Consider the following 18,163-nt stretch of genomic DNA (forward strand, 5'->3'; position numbering starts at 1 on the left):
ATTACCAGCTCTGAGTGGCCTTGAACTTCTCGAGACCCTCTTTCAGTCCGTCCTGGATCTCGCTGTTGTAGTCGCCGGTCTGGTTGATCTTGTCGAGCAGCTCGGCGTATTCGGCCTTCATGAAGTCGCGCAGGGCACGCTCGAAGTCCAGAACCTTGTTGACCTCGACCTCCTCCAGATGGCCCTCGTTGGCGGCATACAGGGAGAGTGCCATCTCGGCCACGGACATCGGCGCATACTGGCTCTGCTTCATCAGCTCGGTGACACGCTGACCGTGCTCCAGCTGCTTGCGGGTCGCCTCGTCCAGATCGGAAGCGAACTGGGCGAAGGCCGCCAGCTCACGGTACTGGGCCAGGGCCAGACGCACGCTGCCGCCGAGCTTCTTGATGATCTTGGTCTGGGCGGAACCACCGACACGGGAGACCGAGAGACCGGCGTTGATGGCCGGACGGATGCCCGAGTTGAACAGGTCGGTCTCGAGGAAGATCTGACCGTCGGTGATCGAGATCACGTTGGTCGGAACGAAGGCCGAGACGTCACCACCCTGGGTCTCGATGATCGGCAGCGCCGTCAGCGAGCCGGTCTTGCCCTTCACCTCGCCGTTGGTGAACTTCTCGACGTAGTCGGCGTTCACGCGTGCCGCGCGCTCCAGCAGGCGGGAGTGGAGGTAGAAGACATCACCGGGATAGGCTTCACGGCCCGGCGGACGACGCAGCAGCAGGGAGACCTGACGATAGGCCACGGCCTGCTTGGAGAGGTCGTCGTAGACGATCAGGGCGTCTTCACCGCGATCGCGGAAGTACTCGCCCATGGTGCAACCGGAGTAGGCCGCGAGGAACTGCATCGGGGCCGGATCGGCGGCGCCGGCGGCGACCACGATGGTGTGCTCCATGGCGCCATGCTCTTCGAGCTTGCGCACCACGTTGGCGATGGTCGACTGCTTCTGACCGATGGCCACGTAGACACAGGTGACGCCGGTGCCTTTCTGGTTGATGATGGCATCGATGGCGATCGCCGACTTGCCGATCTGGCGGTCACCGATGATCAGCTCACGCTGGCCGCGGCCGATCGGCACCATGGCGTCGATGGACTTGAAGCCGGTCTGGATCGGCTCGTCGACGGACTGACGGGTGATGACGCCGGGGGCGACCTTTTCCACCGCGTCGGTCAGCTTGGCGTTGAGCTCGCCCTTGCCGTCGATGGGATTGCCCAGCGCATCGACCACGCGCCCGCACAGCTCGGGGCCCACCGGCACCTCGAGGATGCGTCCGGTGCACTGGGCGGTCATGCCCTCTTCAAGCTGCAGGTAGTCGCCAAGCACCACGGCGCCCACGGAGTCACGCTCGAGGTTGAGCACCATGCCGTAGATGCTGCCGGGGAACTCGATCATTTCACCGAACATCGCGTCTTCGAGGCCGTGTACTTTCACGATGCCGTCGGAAACGCTGACGATGGTGCCCTGATTACGGGCTTCGGATGCGACATCCAGCTTTTCGATACGCTGCTTGATGATGTCGCTGATCTCGGAAGGATTCAGTTGCTGCATGCCATGTCCCTCAGACTCAGGCGGTAAGGGCTTCGGAAAGGCGGCTCAATCGACCACGCACCGACCCGTCGATGACGGTATCGCCGGCACGCAGGATGACACCACCGAGAAGCTCGGGATCCACCTGAGTGGTAATGGAGATTTCGCGATTCAGGCGCTTCTTGAGCGCGCCGGAGAGCTTGTCCTGCTGGGCCTTGGTGAGCTTGTAGGCCGACACCACGGTAACGTCGACGCGCTTCTCGTGATCGGCGAGCAGCGTCTCGAACTGTTCGCCGATAGCGGCCAGGGCCGGCAGGCGCCCCTTCTCACCCAGGGTGTTGAGGAAGCGGCTAGCCGCCTCATCGAGGTCGACCTCCGCCAGCTCGACCACCAGGGCCACCTTGCGCTCTACGTCGAGCTTGGGGCTGGCGAGAAGCTTGAGTGCCTCACGGCTCGTTACCACCATGGCCAGCTTGCTCAGCCAGTCGGACCAGGTATCCAGCGTCTGGTGATCGCGTGCGTACTCGAACGCCGCCTTGGCATAGGGCCTGGCGACGGTAGACAGTTCCGCCATGGATCACCTCCTCACAGTTCGGCAGCAAGCTTGTCGAGCAGCTTGCGATGGGCCTTTTCGTCGATGGAGGCTTCCAGGACACGCTCGGCACCGGTGACCGCCAGGCTGGACACCTGGGCACGCAACTCGTCCTTGGCGCGATTGACTTCCTGCTCGATCTCGGCACGAGCGGAGGCGACGATACGCTCGCCTTCGACGCGGGCCTGCTCACGGGCCTCCTCGACCATCTGGGAGGAACGCTTGTTGGCCTGCTCGAGAATCTGTGAAGCCTGTTCCTTGCTTTCACGCAGCGTCTGCTCGGCGCGCTCCTGGGCGAGTTCCAGGTCGCGCGATGCACGGCTGGCCGCATCCAGGCCGTCAGCAATCTTCTTCTGGCGCTCATGAAGCGCATTGCTGATCGGTGGCCACACGTACTTTATGCAGAACCAGACAAAGATCGCGAAGGCGATCGTCTGCCCGATCAGCGTCATGTTGATATTCACGGGGCGGTACCTCTGACAGGTTCGTGTTGTCCGGAAACAAGCAAACCGAGCGCCGTGCGCTCGGTGCTGTCATGCATTAACCGGCAACGACGAAGATCAGGTACATCGCGATACCCACGCCGATCATCGGCACGGCGTCGAGCAGGCCCGCCATCAGGAAGGTCTTGGTCTGCAGCTGGTCGCCCAGCTCCGGCTGACGAGCGGTAGACTCGAGCAGCTTGCCGCCCAGGATGGCGAAGCCGATGCCGGTACCCAGAGCGCCCAGGCCGATCATGAGGGAGGCAGCGATATAGACGAGTTCCATGGTAATGCTCCTGATTGAGAGTAGTTTAGGGTTAAGGGTTTAGGGTTGAAGGTTAAGGGTGTTGCAAGGGGTTCGACTTCAGTGGTGCTCGTGTGCCTGGCTCAGATAGACGACAGTCAGCACGGTAAAGATAAAGGCCTGCAGGGTGATGATCAGGATATGGAAGATGGCCCAGGGCACACTCAGGGTCCAGGACACCCAGAAGGGCAGCAGGGCGATCAGGATGAAGATCACCTCACCGGCAAACATGTTGCCGAACAGACGCAGGCCAAGGCTCAGCGGCTTGACCAGCAGACCGATGATTTCCATCACCAGGTTGAAGGGAATCAGTGACCAGTGGTTGAAGGGGGTCAGCGACAGCTCCTTGGCGAAGCCGCCAGCACCCTTGACCTTGATGCTGTAGTAGATGATCAGACCGAACACACCGATGGCCATGCCCAGGGTGGCATTGGGGTCGGTGGTCGGCACGAGCTTCATGTAGTCGATGCCGAGTCGGGCGAACACTCCGGGCGCGAAGTCGATCGGGACCAGCTTGAGGGCGTTCATCAGGAAGATCCAGACGAACAGCGTCAGTGCCAGGGGCGCGATCACCGGGTTGCGGCCGTGGAAGGCGCCACGCACGGTGAGTTCGATAAACTCGAAGACCACTTCCACCAGGTTCTGCAGCGGCCCGGGAACACCGGTCGTCGCCGCCTTGCCGGCCTTGCGGAACAGCCAGATGAACAGCACCCCCATGGCGATGGACCAGCCCATGGTATCCAGATGGATGGCCCAGAACCCCATCTCGCTGGCCTCCTCGGCACTGTGTGCCAGGGACCAGCCGTTCTCGGGGTGGTGGCCGAAGGTCAGGTTCTGGAGGTGGTGCTGTATATAGTTAGCCGCCGCGTTATCACTGCCTGCTGCCATGCGAAGATCACCTCGGTTAAGGGGTCGACCGCTCACGCCTTAGCCATGCTGCCAGCCAGGGCATGAGATGGGTCGCCACGTATGCGCTGAAGAAAGAAATCGGGTTTGAGGGGGGCACTGCCACGAAGACCATCGCCAGCAGTGCCACCGTCAAACCGAACTTGCCCGCTTCGGCACGGTAAAGGTTCATCACGAACCGATGTGCCTGTCTGCCGCCTCGCGCCAGGCTGCTGCTGCTTCGCCAGACGAAGAACGCCTGGGGCAGCAGGCCGACCAGGGCCCCCGAGAGGGCCGATAGCCCCACCTCGACGCCTCCCAGCAGGGTCGCTACGGCGACCAGGGCGAACATCACCAGGGCTTCCAGTCGCAGTAGACGCCAGCCCAGATTGTGCCGGCGAGTCACGGGATATCTCATCGTTTTCTCGCCGGATCCTTGGGTCGAGCCTGGCACAAGGCCAAAATCACCGCGGATTATAGGGAAGCCCCGCCGGCGCTTCAACTGAGGTGGCAGGCTTTCCCCGTGATTTTCGGTCATTTTTCGACCAAAGGTGCAAAAGTTGTCGACAACCTGACGTGCATCATGCCACAACGGCTAGCGAATGTGCTCGAGGATCCCATCCAGCTCATCGAGACTCGAGTAGCGGATGGTCACTCGGCCCTTGCCGCCACGGCCATGCTGGATCTTCACCGGGGCGCCGAGGAGCTCGCCCAGACGAGTCTCCAGTCGGGTGACGTCCGGGCTGGGCGGTGCCGGCTCGGCCTTGCCGGGCTGTCCCTCGGCAAGCCGCTTCACCAGTGCCTCGGTCGCGCGCACGGTCAGGTCCTGATTGACCACCTCGTGGGCGGCCTTGCGCTGCTTGGCAGCCGGCAGGACCAGCAGGGCACGTGCATGACCCATGTCGAGGTCGCCACGCTCCAGCAGGGTCTGCACCTCGGGGTCGAGGGCCAGCAGCCGCAGCAGGTTGGTGACCTGGGTGCGGGACTTGCCCACCGCGTCGGCCACCTGCTGCTGGGTAAGCTCGAACTCCTCCAGCAGCCGCTTGAGGGCCATGGCCTCCTCGACCGGGTTGAGGTTCTCGCGCTGGATATTTTCGATCAGCGCCAGGGCCAGCGCGACCTCGTCGCTTACCTCGCGAACCACCGCGGGAATGACATCGAGTTCGGCCAGCTGGGCGGCACGCCAGCGGCGCTCCCCGGCAATGATCTCGTAGCGGTCCTGGGACACGGGGCGCACCACGATGGGCTGCATCACCCCTTGGGCTCGAATCGAGTCGGCCAGCTCCTCCAGCGCCTCGGGCTGAATATCGCGGCGTGGCTGGTACTTGCCGCGGGAAAGCTGGCCTAGCGGCAGCCGCTCGAGACGCTCGACCGGTTCCGGCTCGGTGGCAGGGTTGCTCGACACCTCATCGTCATCAAGTTCCACCTCGGGCAGGTCGAGGCTCTCGCGGCGGCGGGCATTACCACCGATCAGGGCATCCAGGCCGCGTCCCAGGGCGCGTTTACGCGTCATCGACTTTCCCTCATCACTGATGTTGCACAACAGGAGTTACAGCGACAGGCGCCGAATCAGTTCCTTGGCCAGCACCCGGTGGGCCTGGCTCCCCCGCGAGAAGCGCGCATACTTGGTCACCGGCAGGCCATGGCTGGGCGCCTCGGCGACCCGCACGTTGCGGGGAATGGTGGCCTTGAGCAGGGTCTCGCCGAAGTAGTCGCGCAGCTGCTTGGTGATGTCGCGGGTCAGGCTGTTACGGGCATCGAACATGGTACGCAGGATGCCGAAGATCTCGAGCCCGGGGTTCACGCTGTCCTTGATCTGCTCCACGGTGTCGAGCAGCGCGGAGAGCCCCTCCAGGGCGTAGAACTCACACTGCAGCGGTATCAGCACCCCATGGGCCGCTGTCAGGCCATTGACGGTCAGCATGTTGAGCGACGGGGGGCAGTCGATCAGCACCACGTCATACTCGTCTGCCACTGCCGACAGGGCGTTCTCCAGGCAGCGCTCGCGTCCCGCCTCTCTGTCCAGCAGGGCGACCTCGGCGGCGGTCAGGTCACCGTTGCCCGGCAGTAAGGCATAGCCCGCCTCGGGACAGTCGAGGATCACTCCGGTGGCATCACGCTCGCCGAGCAACACCTCGAGCACGCTGCCATCCAGGTCATGCTTGTCGATGCCACTGCCCATGGTCGCATGGCCCTGAGGGTCGAGATCGACCAGCAGCACACGGCGATCCAGGGCCGCCAGGCTGGCGGCGAGATTGACCGCGGTGGTGGTCTTGCCGACGCCACCTTTCTGGTTGGTCAGGGCGATGATCTTGGTCACGGGCAACTCCGTTGCGGGGAAACGCGGGTTGTCAGGGTGCCGGGGCTTGTGTCCGGCGCTCTAGCACCACCAGCAGGCGAGTGCCGACATCAAAGGGCACCTCGAGGCGGTGATGGGCCACCGGGATGATCTCAGCCGGCAGCTCGGCCAGCTCCTCGTCCACGGAGGGCCCCTTCATGGCCAGCCATTGGCCACCGGCCACCACTCGCTCACGGGTCAGCGCGACGAAGTCGCCAAGACTGGCGAACGCTCGGGAGATCACCTGGTCATAGCGCTCCTCGAAGGCCTCTATCCGCGCCTGTTCCGGCGTTACATTCGTGAGCCCCAGCTCCATCGCCGCCTGACGCTGGAAGCGAACCTTCTTGCCGTTGCTGTCGAGCAGGGTTACCTCGAGGTCAGGCCTGAGGATCGCCAGCACCAACCCGGGAAAGCCCGGCCCGGCGCCCACGTCCAGCAGTGTTCGCCCGCTCACGTAGGGCAGCACCGCGGCGCTGTCCAGCAGGTGGCGCGAGACCATCTCCTCGGCCGAGCGTATCGCGGTGAGGTTATAGGCGCGGTTCCACTTGTGCAACAACCCGACCAGCGCGAGCAGCTGGCGACGCTGCTCGGGATCGACGCTGATCTCCAGCTGTTTGAGCCCCTCGTCGAGTCTCGTCTCCACCATGCCCTGTGACTCCATCATGCGTTGGCCACCTTGTGATCATCGAGGAGTCGACGCTTCTTGAGGTGAATCAGCAGGATCGATATCGCTGCGGGCGTGATGCCTGAGATCCGCGAGGCCTGTGCAAGCGTCTCGGGACGCGCCTCCTCCAGCTTCTGACGAATCTCATGCGACAGCCCATCGACCCGGGTGTAGTCGAGATCAGCGGGCAACGGCGTCGCCTCGTGGCGCTTCAGCTTGGCGATCTCGTCGCGCTGGCGATCGATATACCCCTGGTACTTGGCCTGGATCTGCACCTGCTCGGCCACTGCCTCGTCGCTCACCGCCTGACCCTCGATGCCCGGAAGTCCCGCCACATCGCCATAGCCGAGTTCGGGACGCTTGAGCAGGTCCATCAGGCTGTACTCCCGGGTCAGCGCCTTGCCGGTCCTCTCGGTGATGATACCCGCCGCGACACTGTCGGGCTGGACCCAGCTGGCCTTGAGCCGGGCGCTTTCACGCTCGATGGCCTCGCGCTTCTCGCTGAAGGCCGCCCAGCGTACGTCATCCACCAGCCCGAGCTTGCGGCCCATCTCGGTGAGACGGAGGTCGGCGTTGTCTTCGCGAAGCAGCAGGCGGTACTCGGCGCGGGAGGTGAACATCCGGTAGGGCTCTCGGGTGCCGAGCGTGATCAGGTCATCCACCAGCACGCCGAGATAGGCCTCGTCGCGTCCGGGGCACCAGGTATCGAGCCCCTGTGCACGGCGGGCGGCATTGAGACCCGCCAGCAGTCCCTGGGCACCGGCCTCCTCGTAGCCGGTGGTGCCATTGATCTGCCCGGCGAAGAACAGGTTGGAGATGAACCGGGTCTCCAGCGAATGCCTGAGGTCACGCGGGTCGAAGAAGTCGTACTCGATGGCGTAGCCGGGCCGGGTGATATGGGCATTCTCGAGCCCCTTCATGGAGCGGACGACCTGCAGCTGCACATCGAAGGGCAGTGAGGTCGAGATGCCATTGGGGTAGAGCTCATGGGTATCGAGCCCCTCGGGCTCGATGAAGACCTGATGGCTTGCCTTGTCGGCGAAACGGTGGACCTTGTCCTCGATGGAGGGGCAGTAGCGTGGACCGACCCCCTCGATCGTCCCGGAGTACATCGGCGAGCGATCGAGGTTGGCATGGATGATCTCGTGGCTGCGCTCGTTGGTATGGGCGATATGACAGCTTACCTGGCGGGGGTGCTGCTCACGGCTGCCCATGAACGACATTACCGGGGTGGGCGAATCACCGGGCTGCTCCTCCAGCTGGGAGAAGTCCAGGCTACGCGCATCGAGGCGCGGGGGGGTGCCGGTCTTGAGACGATCGACCCGGAACGGCAGGGCACGCAGACGATTGGCCAGGCGGTTCGAGGGCGGATCACCGGCACGGCCTCCGTGGGTGCTGTCGAGTCCGATATGGATGACGCCACCGAGGAAGGTACCGGTGCACAGCACCACGGTTTCGCCGTGAAAACGAATACCGGTCTCGGTGACCACACCGCGTACCTGGTCGTTATCGACGATCAGGTCACCGGCGGCCTGCTGGAACAGCGTCAGGTTCGGCTGGTTCTCCAGCAGGCCACGAATGGCCGCCTTGTAGCGCACTCGGTCGGCCTGGGCACGGGTCGCCCGCACGGCAGGCCCCTTGCGGGCATTCAGCACGCGGAACTGGATGCCTCCCAGGTCGGTGGCCTGTGCCATGGCTCCGCCCAGTGCATCGATCTCCTTAACCAGATGGCTCTTGCCGATGCCCCCGATGGCCGGATTGCAGGACATCTGCCCGAGGGTCTCGATGTTGTGGGTCAGCAGCAGGGTTCGAGAGCCCATGCGAGCAGCGGCCAGGGCGGCTTCGGTTCCCGCATGGCCGCCGCCGATGACGATGACGTCGAAGCGGTCGGGGTAATCCAAGGTGCACCTCATTGGCGCCATGGCGCCTGTCTTGCGAACTAGGGATGAAATCAGCCCGCCAGTATAAACCTCCTGTGGGTAATCGTCAGGGTTTTCCACACCCTGGTCGCCGGTGTGTTTTTCTCCTTACCGACTATTAATTAATATCAGTATATAAATAAAGAAGTTCTGTAATGGTTGTAACTACTGGTGTGGACAATATCTGTGGATAACCAATTCCTCTCCTTTCTGATTAGTGACTTGCATTGTTGACCACGGCGAGGAGAAGAGGCTGACAGCCTGCGGATGAGCGGCGAAAAGCCTGTGGATGGAGTGCCGGCTTGTCCACAACGGCAACCCCTCACCGCTTTTCCACCGTCGGCTACCTGGCTTGTGCCCGCGGCTGTGAACAACCACCGCAGTTATCCACGAATCCCTCAGGCGCGGGCCCTGGAGCCGAAATTCAGGAGATCAGAAGAAATTCTGTCCACAGCCAAAAAAATGGCCCAGCCGCGATGCGGCTGGGCCATTTTTCCTTTCCTCACGAGCAGGGCTCACGAACAGCTCTTATAGACAGGACAGTCTCAGTGCTTGAGCACCCGCGAGAGGAAGCTGCGGGTACGCTCATCGTTGGGGCTATCGAAGATCTTCTCGGGGGGCGCCACCTCGGCGATCTCACCCTTGTGGACATAGATGACCCGATCGGCGACTTCCCGAGCGAACCCCATCTCATGGGTGACGATGATCATGGTCATGCCTTCCCGGGCCAGCTCACGCATGGCGTCGAGCACCTCGCCGATCATCTCGGGGTCGAGTGCGGAAGTCGGCTCGTCGAACAGCATCAGCCGTGGTTCCATGGCCAGCGCCCTGGCCAGGGCAACACGCTGTTGCTGGCCACCGGAGAGCTGGGTCGGATACTTCTCGGACTGATCGGCGATCCCGACGCGCTCGAGCAGACGTTCGGCGGTTTCCACCGCGTCCTCCTCGCTCCAGCCACGCACCTTCATGGGGGCCAGGGTGACGTTGTCGCGCACGCTCAGATGGGGAAAGAGGTTGAACTGCTGGAACACCATGCCCACCTCCGTGCGGATCCTCTGCAGCGCGCGGCCGCTCTTGCCGTGGGGAGTGAGCTCGTTGCCGTCCACATCGATATGGCCATCCTGAAACTCCTCCAGGCCATTGATGCAGCGAATCAGGGTCGACTTTCCGGAGCCACTGGCGCCGATGATCACCACCACCTCACCGGGCATGACCTCCAGGTCGATCTCCTTCAGAACGTGCAGATTGCCGAAGTGCTTGTTGACCTTCTCCATGCGTACGATGGCGGAGGTCGTCTTCTCTTTCTGGGTCATGTGTTGGCCCTCACTTGCTCTTTGTTAACCCCGTCACTGGCCGACCAGGCCGCGACGCTCGAGCTGGCGCAGCAGGATCGACAGGGTCCAGGTGATGGCCAGATAGAGCATTGCCACCATCAGGTAGACCTCCATGGCGGTGAAGGTGGTGGCGATATAGATCTGGCCCTGTCGCACCAGCTCGCCGACCCCGATCACGGAGAACAGCGAGGTATCCTTGATGCTGATGATCGCCTGGTTGCCTAGTGGCGGGATCATGCGACGCAGGGCCTGAGGCCAGATCACGTAACGGAATGCCTGGGTACGCGACAGCCCAAGGGAGAGTGAGGCTTCGCGCTGGCCACGTTCTATAGACTGCACGCCACCACGAACCACCTCGGAGATGTAGGCACCGGAGTTGACGGCGATGGCGGCAATGCCGGCGGTCAGGGCGTTGATCGGTTCACCGAGAATCTGCGGCAGGCCGTAGAAGATGAACAGTACCTGTACCAGGATCGGGGTGCCCCGAAACACTTCGATATAGAAGATGGCGGGCAGGCGCAGCCAGACGACCGGGCTGATGCGCATAAGGCCGAAGACGATGCCGATCACGAAGCCGATGGCGAGACCGCCGAAGGAGATCAGCAGCGTCCAGGGAACGCCCGGCAACAGGTGTGGTATCGAGCTGAAGGCGGCCGCCCAGTCGAATTGAAAGGTCACGTCCACGAGAAGTTCTCCGGGAGTGTTAAACGACACGGGGCCGGGTGGTCATGCCGCCCGGCCCCGCGGATACTCGCGTCGCCCGGGGGGCGACGATATCGGGAGGGGGAGCCGCCTCAGTCGTCGCTGGGCGCCTCGCCGAACCACTTGGTGTAGATCTCGTCGTAGGTGCCATCTTCCTGCATCGCGGCCAGTGCCTCGTTGACCGGCTCTACCCACTCGCTGCCCTTGTGGAAGACGATGCCATACTGCTGCCCCTCGTAGAGGGGGCCGACCACCTTGGTACGCCCCTCGCCGCGGGTCTGGGCGAAGTAGCCGACGTTGGGCGCATCGTAGAAGGTGGCATCGACATTGCGGCCGAGCAGCGCCATGTACATGTCGGAAGTGCCCGGATAGGGCGTGATCTCGGCGCTGTCGCCCAGCTTTTCCTGGAGGAAGTCATAGCTGGTGGAGCCGATCTTGGTGGCCACGGTCAGGCCTTCGAGATCCTCCAGGCTCTCCACCTCGTCGTTATCCGCACGCACCATGATGCGCAGGCCGGAGTCGTAGTAGGGATCGGAGAAGTCGACGATCTCGGCGCGCTCTTCGGTGATGGTCACACCGGCGATGGCGATCTCCTGGCTGCCGGTCTGGATCGCCGGAATGATGCCGTTGAACTCCATGGTGGTCAGGTTGACCTCGAAGCCGGCGCGGTCGGCCACTTCATGGATGATATCCATATCGAAGCCGACCATCTCGCCGGTCTCGGTATCCAGCATCTCGAAGGGGACGAAACTGGGGTCGGTGACCACGTTGACGGTGGCGTCCTGGGCCAGGGCGGAGCCGGCCAGACCACTGCCCAGGGCCAGGGCGCTGGCCATAAGGGTCTGTTTCAGGAAGGGTGAGGCCGTAGTGCTATTCTTCATGGGGTTCCCCTGTTCTTGGGACTTTTCTGTGGGACTCGCCGTGTCAACCTTGGCGAGATTCCGACAGAGCGTCAAGTTGGGGAATCTCACGCTCCACACCAGCGGAGCGGTGTTACACCATGAAGGAGGCTCCACAGCCACAGGTGGTGCTGGCGTTGGGGTTCTGAACCATGAAGCGAGCGCCGGCCAGCCCCTCCTCGTAGTCGACGGTGGAGCCCACCAGATACTGGTAGGAGAGAGGGTCGACCACCAGCGCCACGTCACCGAACGCAATGACGGTATCGTCGTCGGCGATGTCGTCGGCGAAGTCGAAGCCATACTGGAAGCCCGAGCAGCCGCCACCGGTGACGTAGACGCGTAGCTTCAGCTCGCTGTTGCCCTGTTCCGCGATCAGCGCGCGCAGCCGGGCCCGTGCGCTGTCGGACAGCATCAGAGGCGTGGGGACGAAGGATTCGGCTTCGCTCATGGTGGACTCCAGGGGATGGAAGTGTGACCGATCATTATCCGCAAACCCCAGCAAAAGGGTCAACTTCTCAGGACTATCGCAGTTACCGGAGCCAAGGGGCGCTGGGGACAAGCCGAAGAGGAGGTCCTACGCCAGGGAAGGCGTCGGTAGCGCCCAGAGAAGGGTTCACAGCGCCTCCTCGTCGGTCCGGCGCTCCGGGGCTTGTCGCCAGATCAGCCCCGAGCTACCGAGCTGTCAAGTTATCTGCGATAGCTCTGGTCAACCTCTGCCGGGAAAGCGGGAAGGGATCAGGGCATCAGCGCGGGGGCGGCAAGCCCGGCGTTCTCGTCGAAGCCGAACATCAGGTTGAGGTTGTGGATCGCCTGGCCCGAGGCGCCCTTGACGAGGTTGTCGATCACCGAGAGCACGACCACGGTATCGCCGTCGCCGGGGCGGTGCAGGGCGAGTCGGCAGAGGTTGGCACCCTTGACGCTGCGGGTCTCCGGGTGGCTACCCGGCGGCATCACATCGACGAAGGGCTCGTTGGCGAAGCGTTGTTCGAACAGCCCCTGCAGGTCGTCGTGACTGCCGGTGAGGCGGCCGTAGAGGGTGGCGTGGATACCGCGAATCATCGGCGTCAGATGGGGCACGAAGGTCAATCCTACCGCCCGGCCCGCGGCATCGCCCAGGCCCTGGCGGATTTCCGGCAGGTGGCGATGGCCGCTGGCGCCGTAGGCCTTCATGGATTCGCTGGCCTCGGCCAGCAGCGAGGGCACCTTGGCGCCGCGGCCGGCACCGGTGACACCGGACTTGCAGTCGGCAATGATACGTTCCACATCGATCAGGCCGGCCTCAAGCAGCGGCAGCAGGCCGAGCTGGACGGCGGTGGGATAGCAGCCGGGTACGGCGATCAGGCGTGCCTCACGAATCCTGTCACGATTGACTTCGGGCAGGCCATACACCGCCTCGTCGAGCAGTGCCGGTGCTCCATGGGGCTGGCCATACCACTCGGCCCACTCCGTGGCATCACGCAGGCGGAAGTCGGCGGAAAGATCGATGACGCGAGTGCCCTGCTCGAGCAGCTCACCGGCCAGGGCGTGGGCCACGCCGTGGGGAGTGGCGAAGAACACGGCATCGCAGGCGCCGAGACGCTTCACATCGGGTTCGCTGAAGGTCAGGTCGTCATAGTGACCACGCAGATTGGGATAGAGATCGGTGACGCACTGGCCCGCCTCGGAGCGTGAGGTAATGGCCTCGATCTCCACCTGGGGATGCTGGGCCAGCAGCCTGAGCAGTTCGACGCCGGTATACCCGGTGCCGCCGACGATTCCGACCTTGATCACGTAAGCCTCCTTGGATTGATGGGTGCCGGGCTGTCAACGCCCCGCTGGGGTATGATACACAGGTGAAAGACCGGAAGGTTGTCACTCAGTCGTAAAGGAAACCACGACGTGCCGCGTTTGCCACGCTTCAATGTCGGCCAAGGACTGGAGCGCTTTCGCCACCAGCTTGCCAATGTGGATGCCCTACCGCAACTCTGCGTCCTGGGCGTTGTGGCGGGAGTGCTGACCGGCGTGCTGATGGTGGGGTTTCGCAGTCTGCTGGAGCTGGGTGGACTGTGGCTCTTCCCCGCCGACAGTCCCGAGGCTTTCGAGCCCATTCCACCGGTGCTGCGCAGCCTGATGCCGCTGGGGGCGGCGCTGCTGATCGGGTTGTGGATGTGGTCGATTCCCCCGGCTGGCCGTCAGGTGGGGGTCGTTCACGTGATCGACCGCCTGACCTACCATCAGGGACGCTTTCCGCTGCGTAACTGGCTGACCCAATGGGTGGTAGGCCTGATCTCGGTGCTGGGGGGGCTCTCCGCCGGTCGCGAGGGGCCGGCCATTCACCTAGGGGCCGCCGCTTCCAGCGGCCTGGGCCAGCGCCTGCGACTGCCCCATAACAGCCTGCGTGTGCTGGTCGCCTGTGGTACGGCGGCCGGTATCGCCGCCTCCTTCAATACCCCGATTGCCGGTGTCATCTTCGCCATGGAAGTGGTGATGATGGAGTACACCATCATCGGCTTCATGCCGGTGATCCTGGCCTCCACCATGGGCGCTGTGGTGGCTCAGATGGTCTATGGCCCCGACCCTGCGATCTTCGTGCCCGACCTGCATCTCAACTCGCTGCTCGATCTGCCGTGGATCATCGTCAGTGCCCTTGTCATTGGCCTGCTCGCCGGCTTGTTCGTGAGGGTCTCGCGGCTGGGGGATCGCCTGGAGCCTCTGCCCATGGCGCTGCGCTTCCTGATGGCAGGCGGTGCCGTGGCCGTCGTGGCCTGGTGGTACCCCCAGGTACAGGGCATGGGCTACGACACACTGCAGGCCACTCTCAGCGGTTCGGTGGCGGTGGATGTGCTGATCGCCGTGGCGATCGGCAAGCTGTTGCTTACCGCCGGCACCGTGGCCTGCGGAATTCCGGTCAGCATCATCGGGCCGGTACTGGTGATCGGTGGGGCAGCCGGTGCGCTGTGTGGCATGGCGGGCCACTGGCTTCTGCCCATCGAGGCATCCGACCCGGCGCTGTTCGCCATGCTGGGCATGGCGGCGATGATGGGGGCGGTACTGCAGGCGCCGCTGGCGGCGCTGATGGCGCTGCTCGAGCTGACTCACAACCCCAATATCATCCTCCCAGGCATGCTCGCGGTGGTGATCTCCTGCCTGACCGCGCGGCAGCTATGCCGCTGTAGCGGCTTCTTCCTGAGCGTGAAGCGCCAGGGGCTGCACCCCCTTCAGCAGCCGTTGATGCAGGCGCTCTCGCGGGTCTCGGTACCGGCGGTGATGGATCGTCGGCTGGAGCGTACCCAGCGCATGGTGACCCATGAGAAGGCGCGGGCGCTGCTGAAATCGGAGCCGGTGTGGATCCTGATCGAGCGCTCCAGTGACGAGAAGCCGATACTGGCGCTCAAGGCCGCGGATCTGGCTCGCTGGCTCACTGTCCAGGAAGAGACCGCCCGGGAAGAGAAGGAGAATGCAGGTTCACCCCTCGAGGGCGAGGAGGCCGGCGATCGACAGGGTCGCAGGAAGGGAACACCGAAAGAGAGAAGCAGGGACAGGAGTGAACCACCCCTGGTGGATCTGCTGGAGATACCCGGCGAGCGCCTGGAGCTCGCCCCGATCGGGTTGCAGGCCACGCTCTCCGAGGCGTTCAACAAGCTCAACGACTCGATGCTCGATGCGCTCTATGTCGAGCATGGTCATCGGCCGAAGCAGAAGCGCATTTCCGGTATCATCACCCGCGGAGCCATCGAACGCTTCTATCGCGTCGGTGGCTGACGCCACCCATCACCTCATCGGTCTCGCAAGGAACTCCCATGTATCTGTGGTTCAAGGCCCTGCATCTCATCGCCATGGTGACCTGGTTTGCCGCCATGTTCTATCTGCCCCGGCTCTACGTCTACCACGCCAAGGCGCGTGACCGGGGGGAGCAGCAGGCAATCGATCACTTCCTGGTCATGGAGCGCAAGCTCTATCGCGGCATCATGACCCCCTCCATGATTGCCGTGCTGCTGTTCGGCGGCATCATGCTGGTGCTCAACCCCGGCTGGCTGACTCAGGGGTGGATCCATGCCAAGCTGCTGCTGGTGGCACTGCTGGTCGGCTATCACCATGTCTGTTTGATCTATTTGAAGCAGTTTGCCGAGGCACGCTGCCGGCGTGGTCATGTCTTCTTTCGCTGGTTCAACGAGCTGCCGGTGATCGCCCTGCTGATCATCATCTTCCTGGCCGTGCTCAAGCCGTTCTGATGGCAGACAACGTGACACACGAACCCCATCTTCCGGTGGTGCTGGTACTGGCGGGTCATGACCCTACCGGCGGCGCGGGTCTGGTAGCCGACGCCGAGGCGGTGGCCGCCGGTGGCGGCTGGGCGCTTACCGTCCCCACGGCCCTGACCGTTCAGTCCTGTACGGATGTCTCCAGGGTGTTGCCTGCCGACCCCGATGTCATGCGGGCCAGTGTCGCTGCCCTCGATGAGTTCGAGGTGGCGGCGATCAAGCTCGGCCTGGTGGCCGATCTGGCTACCCTGGATGCGGTCAGCGATATTCTCGAACGCTTCCCCGGGGTGCCGGTAGTGGCCGATCCGGTGCTGCGCGCCGGCGGGGGAAGAGAGTTATCCACAATCGAGCTGATCGACGCCTACCGGGAACGGCTGCTGCCACGGGTGGATATCCTGACCCCCAACCGGGGTGAGCTGACGAGGCTGTCGCCGCAACTGGCCGAGGACACGGAGCGAGCCGTGGCGCTGATGCATCTTGGCTGTCAGGCGGTACTGGTGACCGGGACAGACGACCCCGTACCCGGCGCACCGGCGGATCGGGTGACACACACACTGCATGCCATTGACCAGAGTCGTCAGTGGAACTGGCCGCGGCTGACGGGGCAGTTTCATGGCTCCGGCTGCACCATGGCGGCCTTCCTGGCCACGCGCCTAGCCCTTGGGGAGTCGCTGGTGGCGGCGTGTGAACAGGCACAGGCCTTCACCTGGGAAGCCCTGTCGCACGGTTGGCGACCCGGCTCGGGCCAGGCGCTGCCGCGTCGCCTCTGGCACTTGCCGATGGCGACGCACCGCGGATCGCCCGCTTCTCCCTGATGGGGGGATGGTCTTTGGCGGCCGGAGCATCGAGAATGGGGGAATTGAAGACGTTTGCCACCTTTTCACCCCCTGTGAATAGCTTATCCAGAGAATTATCCACAGCTTCGAGGACAGATACGATATGACAACCTCCGCTCAGCTTTTCGCTCAGGCCTGCCGGCATATTCCCGGGGGCGTCAACTCGCCGGTGCGCGCCTTCAAGGGGCTGCATCGCCCGCCGGTGTTCATGGAGCGCGCCCAGGGAGCCTATCTGTTCGATGTCGAGGGCCAGCGTTATGTGGATTACGTGGGCTCCTGGGGTCCGATGATCACCGGACATGCCGACCCCGATGTGCTGGGCGCGGTGCGCAGCCGCCTCGACAACGGCCTCTCGTTCGGGACCCCCACCGCCATCGAGACCACCATGGCGGATCTTATCTGCGAGATGATCCCCTCCATCGAGATGGTACGCATGGTTAACTCCGGTACCGAGGCCACCATGTCGGCGATCCGTCTGGCACGTGGCGTCACCGGACGCGACAAGATCGTCAAGTTCGAGGGCAACTACCACGGTCACTCCGACTCCCTGCTGGTCAAGGCCGGCTCGGGCGCACTGACCCACGGCGAGCCCAGCTCTCCCGGGGTTCCCGCTTCCCTGGCCGAGCACACCATCACCCTGGCCTATAATGATGTCGAGGCCGTGGAGCAGTGCTTCGAGGAGATCGGCGATCAGGTGGCCTGCATCATCGTCGAGCCGGTGGCCGGCAATATGAACTGCATTCCCCCGCAGCCCGGCTTCCTGGAGTGCCTGCGTCGAGTCTGCAACGCCCACGACAGCGTGCTGATCTTCGACGAGGTGATGACCGGGTTCCGCGTGGCCATGGGAGGTGCCCAGGCGCACTATGGCGTGCGCCCCGACCTGACCTGCCTGGGCAAGATCGTTGGCGGTGGCATGCCGGTGGGCGCCTTCGGCGGGAACGAGGCCCTCATGTCCAATATTTCGCCGCTGGGCTCCATCTATCAGGCGGGCACGCTATCCGGCAACCCGCTGGCCATGGCGGCGGGCATCGCACTCCTCGGCAAGCTGCGTGAGCCCGGCTTCCATGATGCCCTGGCACAGCGGGTCGATACCCTCTGCCACGGCCTGCAGGAGCGTGCCGACGCGGCAGGGGTGGAGATGATCACCCAGAGTGCGGGGGGCATGTTCGGCCTCTTCTTCACCGGCCAGAGCCGAGTCGACAACTTCGCCCAGGCCACCGCCTGTGATGCCGATGCCTTCCGCCGTTTCTTCTCGGCGATGCTCGACGAGGGTGTCTATCTCGCGCCGTCGGCCTACGAGGCGGGCTTCATGTCCAGCGCCCATACACCGGAGGATATCCAGTTCACCCTGGATGCCGCCGAGAAGGCCTTCGTGGCTATGCAACGTCAAGACTGAGCAGCGTCAGGACTGACGCCTCATTGAATCACCACCGGGAGAACCC

At 63.7% G+C, this 18,163-nt stretch carries 19 protein-coding genes; 4 read left to right on the top strand and 15 right to left on the bottom strand.

All coding sequences use genetic code 11. The features are described 5' to 3' along the window. Position 1: 1 nt before the first annotated feature. The 15 genes from atpA to argC all read right to left on the bottom strand — a co-directional run bounded on the left by atpA (position 2) and on the right by argC (position 13,414). Complete coding sequence (atpA, locus tag IOC61_RS09935; protein WP_195688660.1) at positions 2-1,546, bottom strand: F0F1 ATP synthase subunit alpha; 1,545 nt, start codon at positions 1,544-1,546, stop codon at positions 2-4. A 16-nt stretch (positions 1,547-1,562) separates the two neighbouring features. Further along, entirely contained in the window at positions 1,563-2,099 is a 537-nt protein-coding gene (locus IOC61_RS09940; RefSeq protein ID WP_195688661.1) for a F0F1 ATP synthase subunit delta, read from the bottom strand. Positions 2,100-2,110: 11 nt separating this feature from the next. Further along, positions 2,111-2,581 carry a F0F1 ATP synthase subunit B gene (locus tag IOC61_RS09945; RefSeq protein ID WP_195688662.1) on the bottom strand — a complete coding sequence of 157 codons (471 nt, stop codon included), beginning with the start codon at positions 2,579-2,581 and terminating at the stop codon, positions 2,111-2,113. A gap of 76 nt (positions 2,582-2,657) precedes the next feature. Further along, the gene (gene atpE, locus IOC61_RS09950; RefSeq protein ID WP_023006402.1) at positions 2,658-2,885 is read right to left on the bottom strand and encodes a F0F1 ATP synthase subunit C; all 228 of its coding nucleotides are present in this window, start codon (positions 2,883-2,885) and stop codon (positions 2,658-2,660) included. A 78-nt stretch (positions 2,886-2,963) separates the two neighbouring features. Continuing rightward, entirely contained in the window at positions 2,964-3,791 is an 828-nt protein-coding gene (gene atpB / locus IOC61_RS09955; RefSeq protein ID WP_195688663.1) for a F0F1 ATP synthase subunit A, read from the bottom strand. Positions 3,792-3,807: 16 nt separating this feature from the next. Beyond that, on the bottom strand, positions 3,808-4,194 hold the full coding sequence (locus IOC61_RS09960) for an ATP synthase subunit I (protein WP_324254713.1): 387 nt from the start codon (positions 4,192-4,194) through the stop codon (positions 3,808-3,810). A 189-nt stretch (positions 4,195-4,383) separates the two neighbouring features. After that, positions 4,384-5,301, bottom strand: coding sequence for a ParB/RepB/Spo0J family partition protein (locus IOC61_RS09965; RefSeq protein WP_195688665.1), 918 nt, complete (start codon positions 5,299-5,301; stop codon positions 4,384-4,386). A gap of 36 nt (positions 5,302-5,337) precedes the next feature. After that, positions 5,338-6,108 carry a ParA family protein gene (locus IOC61_RS09970; RefSeq protein WP_195688666.1) on the bottom strand — a complete coding sequence of 257 codons (771 nt, stop codon included), beginning with the start codon at positions 6,106-6,108 and terminating at the stop codon, positions 5,338-5,340. A 31-nt stretch (positions 6,109-6,139) separates the two neighbouring features. Beyond that, entirely contained in the window at positions 6,140-6,790 is a 651-nt protein-coding gene (gene rsmG / locus IOC61_RS09975) for a 16S rRNA (guanine(527)-N(7))-methyltransferase RsmG (protein WP_195688667.1), read from the bottom strand. Beyond that, a complete protein-coding gene (gene mnmG, locus IOC61_RS09980) occupies positions 6,787-8,691 on the bottom strand; it encodes a tRNA uridine-5-carboxymethylaminomethyl(34) synthesis enzyme MnmG (protein ID WP_195688668.1) in 1,905 nt (634 codons plus the stop codon). Before mnmG ends, rsmG begins: the two co-directional genes overlap by 4 nt. Before the next feature lie 563 nt (positions 8,692-9,254). Then, complete coding sequence (locus tag IOC61_RS09985) at positions 9,255-10,022, bottom strand: amino acid ABC transporter ATP-binding protein (protein WP_195688669.1); 768 nt, start codon at positions 10,020-10,022, stop codon at positions 9,255-9,257. Positions 10,023-10,055: 33 nt separating this feature from the next. Continuing rightward, positions 10,056-10,727, bottom strand: a complete 672-nt coding sequence (locus IOC61_RS09990) for an amino acid ABC transporter permease (RefSeq protein WP_195688670.1) — start codon at positions 10,725-10,727, stop codon at positions 10,056-10,058. Positions 10,728-10,837: 110 nt separating this feature from the next. Continuing rightward, positions 10,838-11,626: a transporter substrate-binding domain-containing protein gene (locus IOC61_RS09995; RefSeq protein WP_195688671.1), complete on the bottom strand. Its 789-nt coding sequence runs from the start codon at positions 11,624-11,626 to the stop codon at positions 10,838-10,840. 112 nt (positions 11,627-11,738) lie between these two features. Beyond that, a complete protein-coding gene (erpA, locus tag IOC61_RS10000; protein WP_195688672.1) occupies positions 11,739-12,092 on the bottom strand; it encodes an iron-sulfur cluster insertion protein ErpA in 354 nt (117 codons plus the stop codon). A gap of 287 nt (positions 12,093-12,379) precedes the next feature. Further along, entirely contained in the window at positions 12,380-13,414 is a 1,035-nt protein-coding gene (gene argC, locus IOC61_RS10005; RefSeq protein ID WP_195688673.1) for an N-acetyl-gamma-glutamyl-phosphate reductase, read from the bottom strand. 108 nt (positions 13,415-13,522) lie between these two features. On the opposite strand from argC, the gene IOC61_RS10010 reads away from it, so the two are divergent. The 4 genes from IOC61_RS10010 (at position 13,523) to hemL (ending at position 18,117) form a co-directional block, all read left to right on the top strand. Next, positions 13,523-15,385 carry a chloride channel protein gene (locus tag IOC61_RS10010; protein ID WP_195688674.1) on the top strand — a complete coding sequence of 621 codons (1,863 nt, stop codon included), beginning with the start codon at positions 13,523-13,525 and terminating at the stop codon, positions 15,383-15,385. A gap of 38 nt (positions 15,386-15,423) precedes the next feature. Next, a complete protein-coding gene (gene hemJ, locus IOC61_RS10015; protein ID WP_195688675.1) occupies positions 15,424-15,855 on the top strand; it encodes a protoporphyrinogen oxidase HemJ in 432 nt (143 codons plus the stop codon). Continuing rightward, positions 15,855-16,700: a bifunctional hydroxymethylpyrimidine kinase/phosphomethylpyrimidine kinase gene (gene thiD, locus IOC61_RS10020; RefSeq protein WP_195688676.1), complete on the top strand. Its 846-nt coding sequence runs from the start codon at positions 15,855-15,857 to the stop codon at positions 16,698-16,700. The genes hemJ and thiD overlap by 1 nt, the downstream gene beginning before the upstream one ends. Positions 16,701-16,824: 124 nt before the next feature. After that, positions 16,825-18,117 (top strand): glutamate-1-semialdehyde 2,1-aminomutase, encoded by a 1,293-nt coding sequence (hemL, locus tag IOC61_RS10025; protein ID WP_195688677.1) that lies wholly within the window; start codon positions 16,825-16,827, stop codon positions 18,115-18,117. Positions 18,118-18,163: the final 46 nt, after the last annotated feature.

It is taken from the genome of Halomonas sp. KAO, from assembly GCF_015595025.1.
In the GTDB taxonomy this organism is placed as follows: domain Bacteria; phylum Pseudomonadota; class Gammaproteobacteria; order Pseudomonadales; family Halomonadaceae; genus Halomonas.

Bases quoted from the DNA above. Each gene is read 5' to 3' on its own strand.
- hemL (WP_195688677.1), top strand. From the start codon at position 16,825: ATGACAACCTCCGCTCAGCTTTTCGCTCAGGCCTGCCGGCATATTCCC.
- rsmG (WP_195688667.1), bottom strand. From the start codon at position 6,790: ATGATGGAGTCACAGGGCATGGTGGAGACGAGACTCGACGAGGGGCTC.
- hemJ (WP_195688675.1), top strand. From the start codon at position 15,424: ATGTATCTGTGGTTCAAGGCCCTGCATCTCATCGCCATGGTGACCTGG.
- atpE (WP_023006402.1), bottom strand. From the start codon at position 2,885: ATGGAACTCGTCTATATCGCTGCCTCCCTCATGATCGGCCTGGGCGCT.
- IOC61_RS09965 (WP_195688665.1), bottom strand. From the start codon at position 5,301: ATGACGCGTAAACGCGCCCTGGGACGCGGCCTGGATGCCCTGATCGGT.
- IOC61_RS09940 (WP_195688661.1), bottom strand. From the start codon at position 2,099: ATGGCGGAACTGTCTACCGTCGCCAGGCCCTATGCCAAGGCGGCGTTC.
- thiD (WP_195688676.1), top strand. From the start codon at position 15,855: ATGGCAGACAACGTGACACACGAACCCCATCTTCCGGTGGTGCTGGTA.
- IOC61_RS09985 (WP_195688669.1), bottom strand. From the start codon at position 10,022: ATGACCCAGAAAGAGAAGACGACCTCCGCCATCGTACGCATGGAGAAG.
- atpB (WP_195688663.1), bottom strand. From the start codon at position 3,791: ATGGCAGCAGGCAGTGATAACGCGGCGGCTAACTATATACAGCACCAC.
- atpA (WP_195688660.1), bottom strand. From the start codon at position 1,546: ATGCAGCAACTGAATCCTTCCGAGATCAGCGACATCATCAAGCAGCGT.
- erpA (WP_195688672.1), bottom strand. From the start codon at position 12,092: ATGAGCGAAGCCGAATCCTTCGTCCCCACGCCTCTGATGCTGTCCGAC.
- IOC61_RS09995 (WP_195688671.1), bottom strand. From the start codon at position 11,626: ATGAAGAATAGCACTACGGCCTCACCCTTCCTGAAACAGACCCTTATG.